We start from the raw sequence: 19,691 nt of genomic DNA on the forward strand, positions 1-19,691 counted from the left end.
GTCACTTCCACGCACCCCGCAAATTCTGGACTTGTTGCTGAAGATATTCAGGTGTCGCATCAGCTGGCATAACGGCCTTTCCTACTGCCAGCTCAAGCACCGACAACGGGCCACGTTTAAACGAGCGCCCAAAAGGATTACCGTTGCCATGTGTCCACATACTGCCCCACAATCCGCGCAAAGCCATCGGAATGACAGGAACAGGCGTGCGTTCGATAATTTTACTGATCCCACCGCGAAACGCATTGATATGGCCGTCAGTCGTCAATTTACCTTCAGGGAAGATACAGATCAGGTCGCCATCCTCAAGTGCCCTGGCAATATCGGCAAAGCCTTTTTCCATCAACACCGAATCTTCTTTCGCAGATGCGATTGGGATCGCTTTACTATTTCTAAACAGCCACGCGAGAACCGGCATTTTAAAAATTCGATGATCCATCACAAACCGAATCGGCCGCGGGCTGGCTGCCATGATCACAATGGCATCCACAAAACTAACATGGTTGCAGACCAATACCGCTGCGCCGTCCTCTGGAATTCTACTGATATCAACAGTGCGTACGCGATGTATCGTATGGATCAATATCCACGCCAGGAAACGCACCAGATATTCTGGTACTACCGAAAAAATGTAGCCAGCAACGACAGCGTTAAGAATCGCTGTGACCATAAAAATTCGCGGAATCGTGAGTCCCATTTTTAGCAGCACCATCGCCAGTAAAGCGGCGACCACCATAAACAAAGCGTTCATGATATTCATCCCGGCTATCGTGCGCGATAAATGCGCTGGATCACACCGCGTCTGAATCACCGCAAACAGCGGGACGATATAAAAACCGCCAAACAATCCTATCATCAGGCAATCAAACAAGATGCGTATGCTGCTCTGCTGTGCGAAAAACCCAATGAAATCAACCGAACTCGTATTCGTATATCCCTGACTGGCAAGAAACAGATCAAAACCAAACACCGATAATCCAATCGACCCGAAGGGGACCAACCCGATTTCGACCTTGTGGCCGGAAAGCCGTTCACACAGCAGCGAGCCACCACCGACGCCGAGCGAAAATACTGTCAGCAATAAAACAAAAACACTATGATCTCCGTGCAAATAATTTTTGGCATACAGCGGAAATTGCGCCAACATAATCGCACCGTAAAACCAGAACCATGAGTTGCCCATCATCGCCAGAAATACAGGACGATTTTGATGGGAAAAACGCAAATTCCGAACTGTTTCGGTAATTGGATTCCAATTAATGATCAGGTCCGGTTCTGGTGCTGGCGTGAGTGGAATCCGGCGACTAAAAAGCCAACCGACGATTGCAATCAAAATTGTGCCGCCCGCTACGAGCTCGATGCCCCAGGATTGATGAACAACCAGCACCGCGCCAAGAATTTCGCCGACAAGAATACCCACAAAGGTACCCATCTCAATGACGCCATTACCGCCGACTAGCTCGTCTTTTTTTAATTGTTGTGGCAAATAAGCGTATTTGACGGGACCAAATACCGTCGAATGTAATCCCATACCAACTATCGCGCCGACTAAAATCCATAGGTTACGCGTCATCCAGCCGTATGCTGCCAACGCCATAATGGCGATTTCAAACACTTTTACAAGGCGTGCGATACGGGACTTTTCAAATTTGTCTGCGAACTGGCCGGAGGTAGCCGAAAACAGCAAAAACGGCAAAATAAACAATCCAGGGATGAGATTATTTAAAAACCCGGGATCCACGCTAGTCCAGCTTAGTGCGTCATAAGTCAGAATCGTCAGCAACGCTGTCTTAAAGACATTATCATTGAAAGCACCAAAAAACTGCGTCCAGAAAAACGGTGCAAAACGGCTTTGGCGCAGCAGAGAAAATTGATTTGGTCGGTTTGATGGTTGCATGGGCGATCAATAAGCGAAAATTACACTATGAAAATGATGACGTCGACAATTGTACGTGGGCTCCATTAGATTGAGAAATAGGCGCTTTCTCTAAGTTTGGATTTACGTTTGAATTTACGTTTGAATCAACGTTCTAATTGATGTTTTTTTGCCTTAGCTTTACCTTCCAGACGTATCGCCTGTTGATGGTGCAAGGCGTTTAATATTCGTCACCAATTCTTAGTGACTCTCCAGCGCTCCCAGTATATTCAGAATCCCGGCAACCCATCATAGATACAAAAAAACCGTCAGCAGCGAATGTTTGCCACTAACGGTTTTTTTCTCATGCTCGACCATTCTTAACTGAAATAGGCACATAAGTGCGGCAATGTCATATTAAGAACCATGCTGACCGATCAATCATCCGGTGACGGCGTACTGATTGGCCAATCCCGAATGTAAGCTTTGAGCATCTTGTTTTCAAAACCTTGCGCATCCAGCACCGCCTTTGCGACATCATAAAATGACATAACACCCAGCAATGTATTCGCATCCATTACGGGAACATAGCGCGCATGACGCTCTAGCATAATACGGCGCACTTCATTCACCTCCGTGTCGGGTGTGATCGTGATCGGGCTGTCATCCATGTGCTTTCGCACGGTATTGGTCCCAACTTCGCCGCCATTTTCATGGATTGCTTTCAGCACTTCGCGAAACGTCAGCATCCCCACCAACGTGCCGAATTCCATCACCACGAGCGAACCGATGTCCTTTTCGGCCATCGTGTTAGTCGCCTGTAGTAGCGGTGTCTCCGGTGTCACCGTATAGAGGATGTTGCCTTTGACTTTGAGTATTTCAGAAACTTTCATTGGGTCATCCTGCCTTTGCTTGTTATGCTTGTATTGAGAAACCTGCGAATCTCTGCAGCCGGTAGAAAAAGCCTCCGAAAGTTTCATTTTTGACTGATCTTATTATCAAATAGTCCCAATATTGGGGCAATTGACACAAAAAAATCAAAAAATGTATTCGCTTAGCTACTTTTTGCTTCGACTCACTAAAACCTTCAGATGCCTTGAATGTAGCGTAAGCCCGTCGAAAAATCTAGCACTGACTGAAGCACTGGAAATACGCCTTAAGAAAAACGTTCCGGGTTCAATAATAAAACAAACAGATTAATAGGAGAAATCGTCGTCATGAGCAAGCCAACATCCCCTGGTTTTGATACCTTATCACTCCACGCGGGCGCTATCCCGGATCCCACTACCGGGGCTAGAGCGACACCGATTTATCTCAGCTCCGCCTTCGTCTTCAAAGACTCAGATCACGCTGCCTCATTATTTAATATGGAACGTGCAGGACACGTTTATTCACGCATTTCGAACCCTACCAATGCCGTTTTGGAAGAGCGCATCGCAGCGCTCGAAGGTGGAGTTGCAGGAATTGCGGTCGCCAGCGGTCAGGCAGCATTACATCTTGGGCTGGCCACCATCGCTGGCGCAGGATCGCACGTCGTAGCATCGCGCGCCCTGTACGGCGGTTCACACAATCTGCTGGCGTACACCATGAAACGTTTCGGGATCGACACCACCTTCGTTGACCCACGCGATCTGGACGCCTGGCGCGCCGCGATCCAACCAAATACAAAGGTATTATTTGGTGAGACTCTGGGCAATCCAGGCCTAGACGTACTCGATATTGGGCGAGTAGCCGCAATCGCACACGAGCACTATCTGCCATTGTTGGTCGATTCAACCTTCACCACACCCTATTTGCTGCGCCCGTTCGACCATGGAGCCGATCTGGTATTTCACTCTGCGACCAAATTTCTTTGCGGTCATGGCACCGCTATTGGCGGTCTGCTGGTAGATGGCGGCACCTTTGACTGGCAACAAGCGTACGACAAAACTGGCCATTTCGCCGAACTTTGTGCGCCTTATGATGGCTTTCACGGCATGGTATTTTCGGAAGAGTCAACGGTCGCGCCGTTCTCTCTGCGTGCGCGCCGCGAAGGTTTGCGTGACTTCGGCGCAGCCATGAGTCCGCACAATGCTTTTGCCATATTGCAAGGCGTAGAAACCCTCGCCTTAAGAATGGAAAAGCATGTCGCAAACACCCGCAAAGTAGTCGATTTTTTAATCCGGCAAGACGCCGTGGAATCAGTCGCCTATCCCGAACTGTCATCCCATCCCGATTATGCGCTGGCAAAAAATCTTCTGCCGAAAGGCTGTGGCGCCGTATTCTCCTTCAACCTGAAGGGTGATCGCGCTGCGGGTCGCCGCATGGTGGAGTCATTAAAAATATTTTCCCACCTGGCCAACGTCGGTGATGCCAAGTCATTGGTCATCCATCCAGCATCAACCACCCATTTCCGCGTACCAAGTGACCAGCTGGCCGCATCCGGGATTGGCGAAGGCACACTCAGATTATCTGTCGGACTAGAGAATGTCGACGATCTGATAGAGGATCTGGCTTACGGCTTGAAAGCCGCGCACCGAACCTCAATTCAACCGAATACGGGAGCTTGAAATGCTGATAAATGTTCAGGGGCATGATGCTTATTGCTACACGGGCGGCAAACCGTTTGACGCTACATTACCGACCGCGGTGTTCATTCACGGGGCACAAAACGATCATTCGGTCTGGATTTTACAAACCCGCTATTTTGCTCACCACGGATTTAGCGTGCTTGCGGTTGATTTGCCAGGACACGGACGAAGTCAGGGCGCGCCACTAACAAACGTTGAGTCGATGTCCGACTGGCTTTTGGCTCTGCTCAAGGCCGCCAATGTCACCAAGGCGCTATTAGTCGGACACAGCATGGGTTCGCTCATTGCATTGGAAACCGCCGGCCGAACACCTTCGTCGGTCTTGATCGGCGGCATCGCCATGGTCGCAAGCGCCTATCCGATGAAAGTATCCGAAGTGTTGCTGGAAGCGGCGAATAGTGACCAGCCGACAGCCATCGCAATGGTCAACAAGTGGTCGCATGCGAGTTTTGTCCAGAAACCGTCCAACCCCGGTCCCGGTTTCTATGTTTTGGGCGGCAGCCAGCGCTTAATGGAACACATCGCAACGCGCGATGAACGCAATGTCGCCAAAGCGACGGATCTGCCGAGCACAGAAAATATACGCAGCGGAGACACCGTTTTTTATACTGATTTCATGACCTGCAATACTTATCAGCATGGCGATGCTGCAGCTTCGGCAATCCGCTGTCCAGCCCTGTTTCTATTAGGAAAACGCGATGCCATGACGCCGCCCAAAGCGGCGAAAACCATCATCAGCAACATTCCGCATGCGAAAGTCGCGCTGATAGACAGCGGACATGCGCTAATGGCAGAGCAACCGGATGCCGTGCTCGATGAATTATTTCATTTCGCAACTGGCATCGACTGGCTAGAATAAATTTCTGCCCCCTAACAAGCTGCATCAAAACTGAGTTGATGTATTTTGTTATGGCATTGAAAACATTTCACGCCCATAAGGCTTCTGAAGGGAGTTCTACATGCCTAAATATATAAAGGATACGGAGGGCAAGAAAGAAAATTTTGCCTCCTTTGCGCAGTTCTATCCCATGTATCTTAACCAACACGCTAACCGCATTTGTCGCCGATTGCACTTTATTGGATCGACCTTCGCCCTTTTATCGTTCATCGCCCTCCTGTTTACCGGAAATGGATGGTGGCTATTGAGCGGCGTTCTGAGTGGATATGGCTTTGCGTGGATCGGCCACTTCTTCATCGAATAGAACCGGCCAGCGACGTTTCGCTATCCGCTCTATTCATTCATTGGTGATTGGGTGATGTACGGTCAAATGCTGACTGGCAAAGTAACTTTCTAAATATATTTATTTTATTTCAACATTCCCTGCAAGAAAGGATTATTATTTCTCCGGTAAAAGAATACATTTTACTTTTTAGCAGTATCGGTCCTCGAAAAAACGTAATCAAGCGTTAATGGTCAGGCACACAACGCTATCGACATCAAAGCTGCACGCCACGTTATACGTTGGTCAGTTAATACGCGTTAATGACACATTCGACGTCTAAGCACTAAGAAAACAAGCAGGTAGCACGACTCTCAATGTAATCCATGTGGAAATTGTATTTTGAATGATATTCAAACATCTTTTGGAGAAACACGATGAAAATTACGCTCGCGATGCTCACTTTGACCGCAGGATTAACCTTTGCTGCCAGTGGGTTCGCCCAAACTGCGCCTGCTGCCGCGCCAGCCGGTACTTCTGGAATGTGCAAAGATGGCTCCTACTCTTCGGGCGCCACAAAAAAGGGCGCTTGCTCAAAACATGGGGGAGTCAAAGATTGGTATGTGAAGGCTGCTGACAGCCCTGCCGCAATGGCTGCCGCACCTGCCGCACCAGCGCCCGCCGTCGCAGCCGCTGCAGCATCTCCCATGAAAACGCCCGCCCTTCCGGCGGCGACCCCAGCCGCAGGTGGTGGCGCTGGTAAAGTCTGGGTAAATGCCAGCTCCAAGACCTATCATTGCTCCGGTTCCAAATGGTACGGAACAACTAAAGCAGGTTCGTATATGACGGAAGCCGCAGCGAAAGCCGCCGGTAACCACGCTGATCATGGCAAAGCATGTACTTAAGATGATTTTGTAGATAATTTTTTTGGTTGACCTTTTTGGCCGAATGCAAAAGCGCCCCTTTTTTGGGGCGCTTTTTCTTTCATGCGGTTACTTTTAGACGTCTTTTTAGAATATCTGGGTAAGTTCTGTAGGAAGGAGTTACAACGACTCTTGCGAGGATTGACCAAAATAACGCGCCAAAGACTGGTCCAATCCCAACTCAATCGTTTCTTCTACCCGCTTCGCCAACGGTGGCGCATCAACGGCATACGAAGCAGTATTGAAGACGAACAGGCGATAGATCTCCGCTAATTTTAAGCTATCAGGATTAGCCAGTAAGGTCCACTGATCCAGGTGCGACAACGCATGACGGTTCCAGCGCAAGCGTTTTGGCAGCGCTTTGCTAATCCGCCCGACCCATCCTGCCTCGAGCATTTGTTGCAACAAATTTTCCGACTCATCAAAACCTAATCGCGTCGCACGTCGAATCTGAGTTGCACTCACTGCAGAAGAGCTATTCGCTATTCTAGCCTCATGCAATACCTGCAAAACCGCCATGGCATCAACAAACGCGCTGCCGGGCGTCGGCACGTGCCACCATCGTTCGTGCTTGATCACCGGTAGCGCCGCCACTACCAGCGCGCCGACCAGCGTGATCATCCATAGCATATAAATCCATAGCAGAAAAATTGGCAATGCTGCCAACGCACCGTAAATGATCGTATAAGTCGGGAATTTGATCACATATGCAGCAAAAATCCGTTTAGCAACTTCAATGGCTATCCCCGCGAAGAGTCCGCCCCACACCGCATCGCGCCAATTGACGAACCGATTCGGTACAACTACATACAATAAGGTGAATGCCGCTGTCGTCAAAGAAACCGATACCACTGTGTAAAACCATTTTCCTAACCAGCTGATGACCAGACCGTTCGTGGCTTCTGTCAGATAGGAGGTAGCCGTAATCGAGATACCGATCAGCAATGGTCCTAATGTTACTAGCGCCCAATATACAAGCGCCCGTTGAATAAAGGGACGCTGGGTTTTGACCCTCCAGATGCTATTGAAAACCTGATCTACGGTCGACATCGTCATACCGGTTGTCACAATAAGGGCAACACCACCGACTGCCGACAGGCTTGCAGATTTGCTGGCAAACTGATTAAGGTTACTCAAAATTGTATTGGCAATCCCCTTAGGCATCAGGTTATGCACGAAGTATGCTTCCAGCGATGCACGGAAGGTACTAAAGAGCGGAAAAGCGGTGAAAATTGCCAACGCAATGGTCAGCATGGGAACCAACGCCAAAATAGTCATAAACGTCAAACTACTGGCAACTTGCGGTAAACGCTCCTCGCTCAGGCGGCGACCCGCAAAACGAAATAAGTCGCGCAACTCATCCAATGACAAACCGCGCAAGTGGGAAAATTTAAATGGAAACATATTTTTGTTGTGACCTTTACAGCACGACAGCAAAGTCGGACGCATTTTTAGATGCTTACAAGCGCTATCGGTCAGCGTAAAGTATTGATAAAGCGCCCTATAATACCAACCTATGAGCTCAACCCACACATCCCACAGTATCAACCGCAAAATCGTCATTCTGGTTTTGTATTACTCGCGCCATGGCGCAACCAGAAAACTTGCCGAATTAATCGCGCAAGGTATTGACGCAACACCGGGCTGCGAAGCCCGTTTGCGCACGGTACCAGCGGTGTCCACTGTCACCGAAGCGACCGAATCAAGCATTCCGGAGCAAGGTGCGCCTTACGTTGAATTAATGGATCTGGAGCAATGCGCCGGATTGGCGCTAGGCTCACCAACACGGTTTGGCAACATGGCGTCGGCCATGAAATATTTTTGGGATGGTACCAGCGCCCAATGGCTCGGCGGTGCTTTAGCCGGCAAACCGGGTTGCGTATTCACGTCCACAGGCAGTCTGCATGGTGGCCAGGAAACCACATTGATGTCCATGATGACACCGCTATTTCATCACGGTATGTTGATGATGGGTCTGCCTTATACGCTGCCGGAATTGATGACCACCAGTAGCGGCGGCACACCTTACGGTGCCAGCCACTGGGCGGGAATGAATGGCAATCAGCCCATTTCGGCGGAAAGCCGTATTTTGGCAATCGCGCAAGGTAGTCGCCTGGCTGAGACCGCGCGCAAACTGCAAGGAGCATGACATGACAAAAGACGCGAGGAAAGAAGTCAAAAAAGACGTCAAAAAAGACGCCGAAAATAACCTCATCACCAACCCAGCCGGGGCAACCATGGTCGAAGCCCAAACTTCTGCACAACTACGTCCATGCCAGTGGTTTTACTTCGGCACTTCCGGTACGTTGCTGATTCTGATCGCTCTGTGTGTTGCCTGGGAATTATTTTTAGCACCGTTGCGCCCGGGTGGATCATGGATGGTATTGAAGGTTATCCCACTTTTGCTCCCCTTACGTGGCATTCTGAAGCGCGATATCTACACGATGCAATGGTCGTCCATGCTCATTCTGATTTACTTTGCGGAAGGTATCGTACGCGCTACCAGCGACAGCAATCATCTCTCGGCGATGCTGGGATGGGCCGAAGTGGCGTTGACCTGCCTCTTTTTTGTTTGCTCGATCATGTATTTGCAGCCCTACAAAAAAGTGGCGAAAGCGCTCGCCAAGGCAGCCATCGAAAAAGCTTCCCGATCCCGATCGACGTAACTTCATTCCCACACGCGGTTTCACAATCATCCAGACATGACCAACTCAGCTGACTTTATAAACGCCTGTAAAAAAACCATCGGTGACGCTTACGTGCTGACCACCAACGATGACAAGGCGTCTTATTTGACAGACCAGCGTCAACGCTTCACAGGTCAGGCAATAGCGGTAGTCAAGCCGGGTAATACTGCCGAGGTCGCGGCAATTGTGCGCCTGTGCAATCAATACAACGTACCGCTCGTTCCGCAAGGCGGCAATACCGGACTCGTTTTAGGCAGTGTCCCCGACACCAGCGGCGTCGCGATTGTGTTATCGCTGACGCGCCTTAACCGGATTCGATCAGTCGATCCGGTCAACCATACCATCACCGTAGAAGCGGGTTGCATCTTGCAGCACGTGCAAGATGCCGCATTCGCAGCCGAGCGTTTGCTCCCCTTATCGTTAGCTGCCGAAGGCAGTTGCACCATTGGCGGCAATCTCGCAACGAATGCAGGCGGCACGGCTGTTTTGCGCTATGGCAACACGCGTGAGTTATGCCTGGGACTCGAAGTCGTGACCGCACAGGGCGACATCATGGAGGGGCTACGCGGCTTGCGTAAAGATAACACCGGCTATGATTTACGTGACCTGTTTATAGGAGCTGAAGGCACACTTGGGATTATTACTGCTGCAGTAATGAAAATATTTCCATTGCCAAAATCGCAATTAACCGCACTGGTTGCGTTACAAACGCCAGTTCAAGCTTTACGTCTGCTGACCTTAGCGCAAGGCCATTGCGGAGCCACGCTAACCGGTTTCGAATTAATGTCCGATCTGTGTTTACAATTGGTAGCCAAACACATGCCGCACCTGACTTTTCCATTCTCGATGCACCATCCGCACTATGTACTGCTTGAACTATCCGACAGCGAATCAGAAGCCCATGCCAGCGCCTTGCTGGAATCCTTACTGGCGAGCGCTCTGGAACACGACATTTGTCAGGATGCTGTCCTGGCGTCCTCTTCCGCGCAGTCAAAAACATTATGGAACTGGCGAGAAAGTATCTCATCGGCGCAAGCTAAAGAAGGCAAAAACATCAAACATGACATCTCTTTGCCGATTTCGCGTATTGCTGAATTCATTACGGTCACCGACGCCCTGTTGCAGCAACATTTTCCCGCATGCCGCAATGTCACTTTCGGCCATTTGGGCGACGGAAATTTACATTACAACGTTTCACCAGCCATCGGCTATTCCGCTGACCTGTTCCTCGCGCAACAATCCAATATCAATCTTGTCGTACACGACAGCGTACACAAATTTGGGGGTTCAATTTCAGCGGAACATGGCATCGGCGTCCTAAAGCGTGAGGAGTTACTACGTTACAAATCACCGGTAGAAATTTCCTTGATGAAAACAATTAAACAAGCATTAGACCCACTCAATCTAATGAATCCCGGGAAAGTCATCTAGGACCGCTCAGTTACAAAGCGCGAACCTCTTAATTATTTACGTTCTTTGTCTCTGGTTTCATACTTCGTGGTTCGCACAACCCATTCTACAAACCTTGGCTTACACACTGTTACACAGAGTTTGTCTACCAAAAAGCAATCGCCACGTTATCCTCTGAAGAACCACGGTCACCATCGCAATTAGCTGGTGTAGTCACAACGAGCTTCTTCACCTTAAGCGGAATAAGATGTTGCCGACCATTCAAAAATCTCGCTTCAACTTGCCATTGGTTACGATCTCATTTTTGTTCAGCGTAGGACTCGGCACACTGAATCCGCTCAGCGCGATTGCTGCGCCAGCATCACCGACACGCACTCCCGACTTCACTCCCCCACTCGCTCCAACCATTGCTCCCACGCCGTCGTCCACCGCACCGTTATGGGAAAACGAAAAAGCACTGCATGTGTTGAATCGTCTGGCGTATGGTCCACGTCCGGGTGATGTGGATGCAATCAAAAAAATGGGCGTAAAACGCTACATTGACCTGCAATTAAATCCCGAACGTATTCCGCTTCCCCAAACGCTAATCGACCAGTTGGCTAGCCTTCCTACCTATCAACTCAGCACCACGCAGCTTTATCAACAATACGGCCCGCCCTCTTTCCCCCCCAATACTGCAACCCCGGAAGAGAAAAATCAGGCACGTCAGCGCGCCAACAAAGAAATCACATTGCAAGCGCATCAGGCCCGATTATGGGAGGCGACTGAAAGCCCGCGTCAGTTGCAGGAAATCATGACCGAATTCTGGTTCAACCACTTCAATGTTTTTGAAGGTAAAGAATGGGTTCGCTACTGGAACGGCGAGTATGAAAAAAATGTGTTGCGTCCCAATGCATTGGGTAATTTCAGGCAATTGTTAGGATCGGTGGCGCATCATCCAGCCATGCTGTATTACCTCGATAACTGGTTGAGTAGTGGCGTCAATACGCCGGAGGCCCGCGGTCGATTTAAAGGTTTAAACGAAAACTATGGACGTGAATTACTCGAACTGCATACACTAGGTATCAATGGTGGCTATACCCAAGCCGACGTGATTGCATTAGCACGCATTTTGAGTGGCTGGACTATTGATGTAAAAGACATGAAAAATGGAGCCAATAACAGCTCCAGTGGCGGCTACAGTTCAGACCAGCCCACCTTCATTTTCAATCCACGCCGCCATGACACCGGTGACAAAATTTTTCTCGGTCAGACCATCAAAGGACTCGCCGGTCAGGACGGTGAACAGGAAGGTGAGCAAGCGCTTGACATCGTAGCGCGGCAACCTGCCACGGCACGGTTTATTTCCACCAAATTAGTCCAATATTTTGTCAGCGACAAACCCGATCCGGCATTAGTTGAAAAGCTGGCGCAGCGGTTCCTGAGCACCAATGGGGATATCAAAGCGGTGCTGCACACCTTATTTGATAGCCAGCAATTTTGGTCTCGTGCCAATTATCAAACCCAGTTCAAGACACCTTATCAGTACATCGTTTCCGCTTTGCGGGCCAGTGACATTCCGGTCATGAATGTCAGGCCGGTTGATAACGCGTTGAATCAATTGGGTCAACCTTTATATGGTTGGCTGACGCCGGAAGGGTATAAATTTTCCGAAGAAGCGTGGCTCAATCCGGATGCGCTATTACGCCGAATCAATTTTGTCAGCAGCCTTGGTAATGGCAAATCGCCGATTGGATTTCCGCCACCGCCGCCCGGACCACCTTCTAATGCAGTCCCATTAGACCCGCAGCAGTTGATAAAAACACTGTCGCCGTTACTCGATCAACGCAGCATCGATACCATCACAACCGCACCCGCCAACTTGCAAGCCAGCATGATTCTGGGTAGCCCCGATTTTATGAAGAGGTAAATCATGAAACGCCGCGATTTTATCCGCAGCATTAGTCAACTTGGCATCGTCGGCAGCGGTGCGATTCTGATTCCGATTGGACTTTCTGGCTGTGTCGTTGCGCCGCCCAACAAGCCAAATACCGCTAACCTGCAAAAGAGCAATCGAGAACCGGCACCACTCGCCTACGGCACACCGCCGAAGCGTGACCGTCTGGCGGGTGACGGCACGCCGCGCATGGTTGTAGTTTTTTTACGCGGAGCGGTGGATGGCCTTAATGTTGTTGTACCGCATGGCGACCAGCATTATTATCAGGCCCGCCCTACCATCGCAGTGGCACGTCCTGGCGACAACAATGGTGCAATCGATTTAACCGGATATTTCGGGCTTCATCCGGCATTGCAACCGCTCAAGCCTTATTGGGATAACGGCCAACTGGCGTTCATTCATGCATCCGGCTCGCCCGATATGTCGCGTTCGCATTTTGAGGCGCAGGACTATATGGAAACCGGTACACCCGGTCAACACAACACACACGACGGCTGGATGAATCGCCTGCTGGGCACTATGCCGCCCAAAGAAGCGCCCATGCAAGCACTGACACTAGGCGAGTCGATACCACGCATCCTGACCGGCCGTGCCGTCGTCGCCAATATGCCGACCGGGCGCGATGCCACCCGACCAACGCAGATCGACAAACCGGACGTCAATCTTGCCTTCAACGCGTTATATCAACAGGATCCAACGTTAGGAAAAGCATTTCGGGATGGCCTTGCAGCGCGTAAGGAAATGATGATGGACCTGAATAGCACGGAACAACGCGCCGCCAATAACGGTGCGCCACTTCCAAACGGACTCTCCATTGATACGACAAGACTAGGCCGTCTTATGCGCAGCAACCCCGCGATCCGGCTTGGCTTTGTCGCCGTGGGCGGATGGGATACGCACGCCAATCAAGGTAACGGTACGGGCCAGTTAGCCAACAGACTGCGCCCTTTGGCCGATGGCTTAACCACGCTCGCGACAGAACTCGGTCCAGCCTTTAACGACACCGTGATCGTCGTCATGTCGGAATTTGGCCGAACCTTCCGCGAGAACGGCAATGGTGGAACCGACCATGGACACGGCAATGTGATGTGGCTGCTCGGCGGCAATGTACGTGGCCGCACGATATACGGCAACTGGCCTGGCATCGATGACAAATCTCTCAACGAAGGTCGCGACCTGGCAATCACCACAGACTTCCGCACCGTATTAGCGACGCTGGCAGAAAAGCACATGCGCGTCGGAGATACCGCGCTCCAACGTGTCTTCCCGCAATTTCCTGGCGCTAATAATCAAAAATTAAACTTCCTGATATAACAAAATTTTTGGGCTCAAGGACGGGCCTCAAAACCAACATAAAAAGGCTCCGTCATCTGCTGTAACATCTCCGTCTATTGCCTATCATCATCTTCAATCGCGTTCACTTTCGACATCAATTCGACATAAATTCGTCATGCGTTGACGGAAACGCCGCCACGCGCATCTGTGCGCGTGGCTATTTCCTACACAAAAATCAGGTTTCTTCCTATACCAATTTCGGCCCGGAAGTCTAAGCTACTTCAATCGGGCAACATCTTGCGCGCGCGTTTTTGCGCCTTTACAGAATCGAAAAGTCCGCTGCACAAGGTGAGTAACTGCGCCGCTTCACCCCAGGGTGGTCGTTTAATTGACGTACTTTTTCCTATGCCTACTTCTATTTCCCTACTTTTTATTGCGAGGTAAAACTAATGGTGACGCGCAAAAAAAATCCGTCTTCAGTGGACGGTGCCGGATCGATTTTCAGTACAATTTCAGGGCCATCAGACGCCGCACCGCCGAGCAGCGTTGGTAGTAAAGATGGTTTACCGAATAAATTACGCGAAAAAGTGATTAGCGGACAAGCTCTATCCGCGCAAATGCCCTATAACGATAGCAAGCCAGGCGAATATGGAACCGGCGAAAGTGGCGCCCCCGACCCGCAAACCGGTTCAGTTGGCAACCCATCGGGCGAATTAGCTACCGCGAGCACCACAACCGAAAATACGGCATCGCCCAAGGTAGGTGACGGTCACCCAAAAATCGGCGGCAATCCAACCTCCGGTCCTCTTGATCGCGTTCGCGTCGACGCTGGCGATCAGGCGCTCACCACCAATCAGGGCGTGCCTGTTGCGGACAATCAAAGCTCTCTTAAAATTGGATTGCGTGGCCCGACTGCATTAGAAGATTTTATTTTGCGCGAGAAAATTACCCATTTTGACCATGAGCGGATTCCTGAAAGAGTCGTCCACGCACGCGGCACGGCGGCGCATGGCTATTTTGAATCTTATAATGACTTAAGTGATTTAACTCGCGCCGCACCTTTTGCGCAAGCCGGTAAACGCACGCCGGTTTTCGTCCGCTTTTCGACTGTCGCTGGCGAACGTGGCTCCGCGGATACGGCCCGTGACGTGCGTGGATTCGCAGTCAAATTTTATACAGATGAAGGCAACTGGGATCTGGTCGGCAATAACATGCCGGTCTTTTTTATCCAGGACGCGATGAAATTTCCGGATCTGGTTCACGCGGTGAAGCCCGAGGCGCACAACGGCATTCCGCAAGCATCAAGCGCTCACGATACCTTTTGGGATTTTGTGTCGTTAATGCCCGAATCAACACATATGTTGATGTGGGTTATGTCAGACCGGGCGATTCCGCGCAGTTTGCGCATGATGCAAGGCTTTGGCGTGCATACATTCAGGTTGGTGAATGTTGAAGGTGAATCAGTATTCTGCAAGTTTCATTGGGAACCCGTTGCTGGGACGCATTCCCTGGCATGGGACGAAGCGGTAAAGATTGCTGGCGCTGACGCCGATTTTCATCGCCGTGATTTGTGGGAAGCAATCGAAGCTGGCGCCTATCCCGAATGGGAGCTTGGCCTGCAAGTATTCACTGAGGCACAAGCCGAACAGTTTGGGTTTGACGTACTCGATCCAACCAAGCTTATTCCTGAAGAAATGGTCAAAGTCATTCCCGTCGGCAAAATGACGCTCAATCGCAATCCCGATAATTTCTTCGCTGAAACCGAGCAAGTAGCCTTCTGCACTGCGCACGTCGTACCTGGAATTGACTTCAGCAACGACCCATTATTGCAAGGTCGCATTCACTCCTATATTGATACGCAAATCAGTCGCCTTGGCGGCCCCAACTTTCATGAAATCCCCATCAACGCACCGCTAGCGCCGGTCTATAATAATCAGCGTGACGGAATGCATCGCCAGGCAATACATCGTGGTCGCGCCAGTTACGAGCCCAACTCTTTAGGCGGCGGTTGCCCGTTCCAGGCCGGGGCACGTGGCTTTACAAGCTTCCCGCAGCCGGTCGCCGCCGATAAAGTGCGCGGAAAAGCGGAGCTGTTTGCTGACCATTATTCCCAAGCCCGATTATTTTGGAATAGTCAGACACCAGCCGAACAAGCACACATTGCCTCAGCTTTCCGCTTCGAATTGACGCGCGTACAAACACCCGCAGTGCGCGTGCGCGTGATATCGATGCTAGTGAACGTTGATCCAATACTTGCGGACGCAGTCGCACATGGCTTGGGTTTAGAATTGCCACCAGCAATGCCGCTGGCGTCTGATTTGCCGATACCTGAGTATGCGCTTTCTCCAGCTTTATCTCTGACGTTTCGGCCCGGTGAACTTGGCATCAAAACACGCAGAGTCGCCATCCTGATTACCACAGGCGTAGAAGGTGCAACTGTGAGAACAATCTACGCCTCATTACTTGCTGACGGCGCAGTACCAAGGCTGGTTGGAGCACAACTAGGCAAAGTGGCGACTAGTGATGGCGATTTTCTAGACGTGGAAATTTCACTGGAAGCCGCACCGTCAGTGCTTTACGACGCCGTGGTCATCGTCGCCAATAGCACTGATATCGCCGCAAAATGGACGAAAAACATGCAAGCGATGGATTTCCTTCGGGACCAATATCGCCATTGCAAACAAATAATGGTAGTGGGTAACGGCGCTGCTTTATTTGAGGCCGCAGGCGTCACGTTGGCACCAGTACCGCAAAACGATCCTTCTTTCATCGATACCAACGCGCACACTTTAACGCAAGCAATTGACGCCTTTAAACTGGCATTAGCTGGCCCACGTGCATTGATGCGGGAATCCGAATCACCACCGATTGCAAATTAAAAATAGGCTCATCTCCCCGACTAGATAGCACGTGTCAGGGGAGATGGGTTACGCCCTTTTATTTCTTCCGAGGTTTTTCATAGCGCTGATACCTTGCTCAGATCAAGTCTGAAGGGGAATGTGGCGGCCACCTGGAACAGGATCGCCAACCGGCGGTGGAGATGAGGGAACGGGTTGTGTGGGTGGAATTTCCACCGGTGGTGGCTCTTGATGCATCAACATATTTACTCCTTCGCGATTGTGATTTAAATGAACGGCTGTGGCTGGTTTTTACCAAGACACCTTTACGGCATTCCTGATCAACCATGAACGTAGTAACGAAATAGCTGGAGCAAAAATATCCCACATCGAGCTATAAGATTTTGCCGCCATACACAATTTAAAATCCAGGCAAATAGATGCCTATCAGCGGAACGCTGATTCAAGTGTAGGGAAGAAGGCGCTTTGAAGTTGGCCGATGAAGTTAGCTTACGAAATTAGCTTATTAAGCGATGTCGTAAAGGGCGTTTTACGATGATGAAAATTGATTTATCTTTTAGCATCGTACCAACGCCCGAATAATGCTCCACTGCCGTCGGGATATCGGCAGTTTTTGCTCTACATCGCGCAAAATAACATTCCACGTTTGCTGCAATACCGGCAACAATTTTTTCTCTGATCCATCGTCGTCATTTTTATCAAACGTAAGGCTGCCACGCTCCACACCGACGATCGCGTTTCTCGCGACCAAAGTATTCCGATGAACCCGAACGAACTGCGCACGTAATTCTTCCTCTATCGACATCAACGAATCTTCGATTAAATATTCCTTCGATTTGGTACGCAAGATAACGTACTTCAATTCTGCTTTTAAAAATCGTACTTCATCTATCGGAACAAGTAATATCCGACCGCGCTCCTGAACCGAAAAATGCGTCCGCACCGCTGCTGATCGGGTTACCGGATCGGAACCTGGAAGAGAAATGTTTTCCTGTATTTTTGTTGCACTCGGAAAGCGCAATTGCGTCGCGCGCAGCAGCGCCTGTTGCAGCCGCACTGCGCGCACAGGCTTCAACAGATAATCAAACGCGTGCACATCGAAGGCGTTCACGGCATAGTGTTCATACGCCGTGACAAAAATAATGATCGGCATTTCCGCCGCGATAGAAAAATTCGCGTTACCGTCCTTAACAAGACCTGCATAACCGGCATAGCCCTGCTTCAGTTGCTGCACCAATTGCAACCCCGTTACTTCTGGCATCTGAACATCCACTAACACCACATCAGGTGCCGTCGCCGCAATACCTTCCAACGCAGCTTGCGCATGCTCGGCCTCGCCAACAAGAATATGTGGACAAGCTTCGGCGATGTCAGACAATACAGTGCGCAGACGCGCACGCGCTGGCGCTTCGTCATCAACTATATAAATGCGAGGAATCATGCCATTGATGGTCTGGTAATCCAGCAGTGTAGTCATGCCTGTTAATAAAAAATGTTAACTTCCATCGAGAATCAAACCCGTTACTTCAACCTGCTTAGGACATTTTGTAAGGACTAATCCTCACTCTCCACTCACTTCGTAAGATCGTAGCGTCGTGAAAACTACCCTCACATTTCAAACAATTTTTTTATCCAACTTCCCTGTTGCGGCGTCGCTTATAGACGTTTTCACATAAGGGAATCGCACACGCACCTCAAACTGTCCATTAACGACCGCTGTTGTCAACTGTCCCTCAACGTCATATAACAATGCAAGGCGCTCACGAATATTATTTAACGCCATTTGATTGCCATCCGACAACACCAATCCAGTCTGCGCATAATAAGGATTAATCACCGCGATCTCGATCCGCTCCACGGTCTTCTTTAATTGAATACGTATGATCGATTCTGTGGTGCTTGGCTCGACCCCATAATGCACCGCGTTTTCTACCAGCGGCTGCAATAACAAGGTAGGGATTTGCGTCCTATGCACCACTTCATCGTCAATTCCTTCGCGCTCCCATTGCACCTTCAAACGGTCACCGAGACGAATTTTTTCAATTGATAGGTATTGCCGACATAACTGGCATTCGTTTTCCAGCGTCGTCATTGCGCGAGGATCACGCATCAACACGCGAATTAAATCGGCCAGATCCTCCAGCGCCGTTTCTGCACGCCTCGGCTCGGTACGAATGAGCGCCAGGACCGCATTTAAACTATTAAACAGAAAATGCGGCCGTATCCGCGCCTGTAACGCCTGCAATCGCGCCTCAACCAACACTGGTGAAAAAGCACGTCCGCGCAACTCAAAATAGTGCTGCAAAGAAATGCCGAATAATGCGGCAATTAACATCGGACCGATGATCGACAAATCCACAAAGCTTTGAAGAAACCAATCATAACTCGACAGCAAAAGTATCACCAGACCGGTGACGCCAGCGGGAATCACTGCGCACAACAAACGCTGCCCCCAAAACGGAAATCGATAACTAATCCTTCGCATCCCGCACAAAAAAAACAGTGACAAAAAACACGTCAATTCAACCAGCATGGATGACTCAACAAATTTCATCACCATGGATATCAGTCCATCCACCCGCAGTAAAGTCGTCGCCAACAAAGCGACATTGACCACAATTAAGGTCCGCGCTACCACACCCAAATTACAGCAATCGGGAATAACAGACTGACCGGATAGGTCTTTGGCAACTTGCTGCATGCTATCGATTGGACTGATTGGGTTATTTTTACGCATTCTCAGTACTGGGTTGGATGCCATGAAAAATGGACCGGTACGCGCGAACCCGGACAATTACATAAAGGCCAGAATAAATGTTCAGGCAACAAATAATAACTAAATCAACAACAAAATAGACGTTTGATCACATAAATGCACGTAAAACTACCCTGATTGAAGGTCAATCGGAGTAAAAATGCAGGCTTGTTTTATAATCGTGCACTAATTAAAGTCGTTAAAGTCGTAAGCTTCACGCAATGGCCACGCATTAGCCACTTATTAACCAGTTTTGTACGCG

At 49.9% G+C, this 19,691-nt stretch carries 14 protein-coding genes and 1 pseudogene; 10 read left to right on the top strand and 5 right to left on the bottom strand.

Annotated features, from left to right (window positions below; genetic code table 11):
- Position 1: 1 nt before the first annotated feature.
- A complete protein-coding gene (locus tag ACXX82_RS05465; protein WP_323506632.1) occupies positions 2-1,897 on the bottom strand; it encodes an MFS transporter in 1,896 nt (631 codons plus the stop codon).
- A gap of 395 nt (positions 1,898-2,292) precedes the next feature.
- A complete protein-coding gene (locus tag ACXX82_RS05470) occupies positions 2,293-2,748 on the bottom strand; it encodes a CBS domain-containing protein (protein WP_458562567.1) in 456 nt (151 codons plus the stop codon).
- A gap of 324 nt (positions 2,749-3,072) precedes the next feature.
- Here ACXX82_RS05470 and ACXX82_RS05475 point away from each other — a divergent pair, with 324 nt between their 5' ends.
- The 4 genes and pseudogenes from ACXX82_RS05475 to ACXX82_RS05490 all read left to right on the top strand — a co-directional run bounded on the left by ACXX82_RS05475 (position 3,073) and on the right by ACXX82_RS05490 (position 6,490).
- Complete coding sequence (locus ACXX82_RS05475; RefSeq protein ID WP_458562568.1) at positions 3,073-4,404, top strand: O-acetylhomoserine aminocarboxypropyltransferase; 1,332 nt, start codon at positions 3,073-3,075, stop codon at positions 4,402-4,404.
- A 1-nt stretch (position 4,405) separates the two neighbouring features.
- The gene (locus tag ACXX82_RS05480; protein WP_458562569.1) at positions 4,406-5,284 is read left to right on the top strand and encodes an alpha/beta fold hydrolase; all 879 of its coding nucleotides are present in this window, start codon (positions 4,406-4,408) and stop codon (positions 5,282-5,284) included.
- 100 nt (positions 5,285-5,384) lie between these two features.
- A pseudogene (locus ACXX82_RS05485) lies at positions 5,385-5,720 on the top strand (Mpo1-like protein).
- 302 nt (positions 5,721-6,022) lie between these two features.
- Positions 6,023-6,490 carry a DUF3761 domain-containing protein gene (locus ACXX82_RS05490; protein WP_458562570.1) on the top strand — a complete coding sequence of 156 codons (468 nt, stop codon included), beginning with the start codon at positions 6,023-6,025 and terminating at the stop codon, positions 6,488-6,490.
- Positions 6,491-6,628: 138 nt separating this feature from the next.
- Here ACXX82_RS05490 and ACXX82_RS05495 read toward each other — a convergent pair whose 3' ends face one another.
- Positions 6,629-7,912 (bottom strand): YihY family inner membrane protein, encoded by a 1,284-nt coding sequence (locus ACXX82_RS05495; RefSeq protein ID WP_322232561.1) that lies wholly within the window; start codon positions 7,910-7,912, stop codon positions 6,629-6,631.
- A gap of 112 nt (positions 7,913-8,024) precedes the next feature.
- Here ACXX82_RS05495 and wrbA point away from each other — a divergent pair, with 112 nt between their 5' ends.
- The 6 genes from wrbA to ACXX82_RS05525 all read left to right on the top strand — a co-directional run bounded on the left by wrbA (position 8,025) and on the right by ACXX82_RS05525 (position 16,695).
- Complete coding sequence (gene wrbA / locus ACXX82_RS05500) at positions 8,025-8,657, top strand: NAD(P)H:quinone oxidoreductase (protein ID WP_322232562.1); 633 nt, start codon at positions 8,025-8,027, stop codon at positions 8,655-8,657.
- An 88-nt stretch (positions 8,658-8,745) separates the two neighbouring features.
- Complete coding sequence (locus ACXX82_RS05505) at positions 8,746-9,174, top strand: DUF2069 domain-containing protein (RefSeq protein ID WP_322240165.1); 429 nt, start codon at positions 8,746-8,748, stop codon at positions 9,172-9,174.
- Between the two features lie 36 nt (positions 9,175-9,210).
- Positions 9,211-10,626, top strand: coding sequence for an FAD-binding oxidoreductase (locus ACXX82_RS05510; protein WP_458562571.1), 1,416 nt, complete (start codon positions 9,211-9,213; stop codon positions 10,624-10,626).
- 226 nt (positions 10,627-10,852) lie between these two features.
- Positions 10,853-12,514: a DUF1800 domain-containing protein gene (locus ACXX82_RS05515; protein ID WP_458562572.1), complete on the top strand. Its 1,662-nt coding sequence runs from the start codon at positions 10,853-10,855 to the stop codon at positions 12,512-12,514.
- Between the two features lie 3 nt (positions 12,515-12,517).
- Positions 12,518-13,855: a DUF1501 domain-containing protein gene (locus ACXX82_RS05520; protein ID WP_322232565.1), complete on the top strand. Its 1,338-nt coding sequence runs from the start codon at positions 12,518-12,520 to the stop codon at positions 13,853-13,855.
- Positions 13,856-14,265: 410 nt separating this feature from the next.
- On the top strand, positions 14,266-16,695 hold the full coding sequence (locus ACXX82_RS05525; RefSeq protein WP_458562573.1) for a catalase: 2,430 nt from the start codon (positions 14,266-14,268) through the stop codon (positions 16,693-16,695).
- A gap of 535 nt (positions 16,696-17,230) precedes the next feature.
- On the opposite strand, the gene ACXX82_RS05530 is transcribed toward ACXX82_RS05525, so the two are convergent.
- Positions 17,231-18,151: a LytR/AlgR family response regulator transcription factor gene (locus ACXX82_RS05530; protein WP_458562574.1), complete on the bottom strand. Its 921-nt coding sequence runs from the start codon at positions 18,149-18,151 to the stop codon at positions 17,231-17,233.
- A gap of 138 nt (positions 18,152-18,289) precedes the next feature.
- Positions 18,290-19,435 (bottom strand): sensor histidine kinase, encoded by a 1,146-nt coding sequence (locus ACXX82_RS05535; RefSeq protein WP_322232568.1) that lies wholly within the window; start codon positions 19,433-19,435, stop codon positions 18,290-18,292.
- Positions 19,436-19,691 lie beyond the last annotated feature (256 nt).

It is taken from the genome of Glaciimonas sp. GNP009 (genome assembly GCF_054343755.1).

Excerpts from the sequence above, each read along its gene's own strand:
- ACXX82_RS05465 (WP_323506632.1), bottom strand. The coding sequence starts at position 1,897 with ATGCAACCATCAAACCGACCAAATCAATTTTCTCTGCTGCGCCAAAGC.
- ACXX82_RS05470 (WP_458562567.1), bottom strand. The coding sequence starts at position 2,748 with ATGAAAGTTTCTGAAATACTCAAAGTCAAAGGCAACATCCTCTATACG.
- ACXX82_RS05475 (WP_458562568.1), top strand. The coding sequence starts at position 3,073 with ATGAGCAAGCCAACATCCCCTGGTTTTGATACCTTATCACTCCACGCG.
- ACXX82_RS05480 (WP_458562569.1), top strand. The coding sequence starts at position 4,406 with ATGCTGATAAATGTTCAGGGGCATGATGCTTATTGCTACACGGGCGGC.
- ACXX82_RS05490 (WP_458562570.1), top strand. The coding sequence starts at position 6,023 with ATGAAAATTACGCTCGCGATGCTCACTTTGACCGCAGGATTAACCTTT.
- ACXX82_RS05495 (WP_322232561.1), bottom strand. The coding sequence starts at position 7,912 with ATGTTTCCATTTAAATTTTCCCACTTGCGCGGTTTGTCATTGGATGAG.
- wrbA (WP_322232562.1), top strand. The coding sequence starts at position 8,025 with ATGAGCTCAACCCACACATCCCACAGTATCAACCGCAAAATCGTCATT.
- ACXX82_RS05505 (WP_322240165.1), top strand. The coding sequence starts at position 8,746 with ATGGTCGAAGCCCAAACTTCTGCACAACTACGTCCATGCCAGTGGTTT.
- ACXX82_RS05510 (WP_458562571.1), top strand. The coding sequence starts at position 9,211 with ATGACCAACTCAGCTGACTTTATAAACGCCTGTAAAAAAACCATCGGT.
- ACXX82_RS05515 (WP_458562572.1), top strand. The coding sequence starts at position 10,853 with ATGTTGCCGACCATTCAAAAATCTCGCTTCAACTTGCCATTGGTTACG.
- ACXX82_RS05520 (WP_322232565.1), top strand. The coding sequence starts at position 12,518 with ATGAAACGCCGCGATTTTATCCGCAGCATTAGTCAACTTGGCATCGTC.
- ACXX82_RS05525 (WP_458562573.1), top strand. The coding sequence starts at position 14,266 with ATGGTGACGCGCAAAAAAAATCCGTCTTCAGTGGACGGTGCCGGATCG.
- ACXX82_RS05530 (WP_458562574.1), bottom strand. The coding sequence starts at position 18,151 with ATGACTACACTGCTGGATTACCAGACCATCAATGGCATGATTCCTCGC.
- ACXX82_RS05535 (WP_322232568.1), bottom strand. The coding sequence starts at position 19,435 with ATGGCATCCAACCCAGTACTGAGAATGCGTAAAAATAACCCAATCAGT.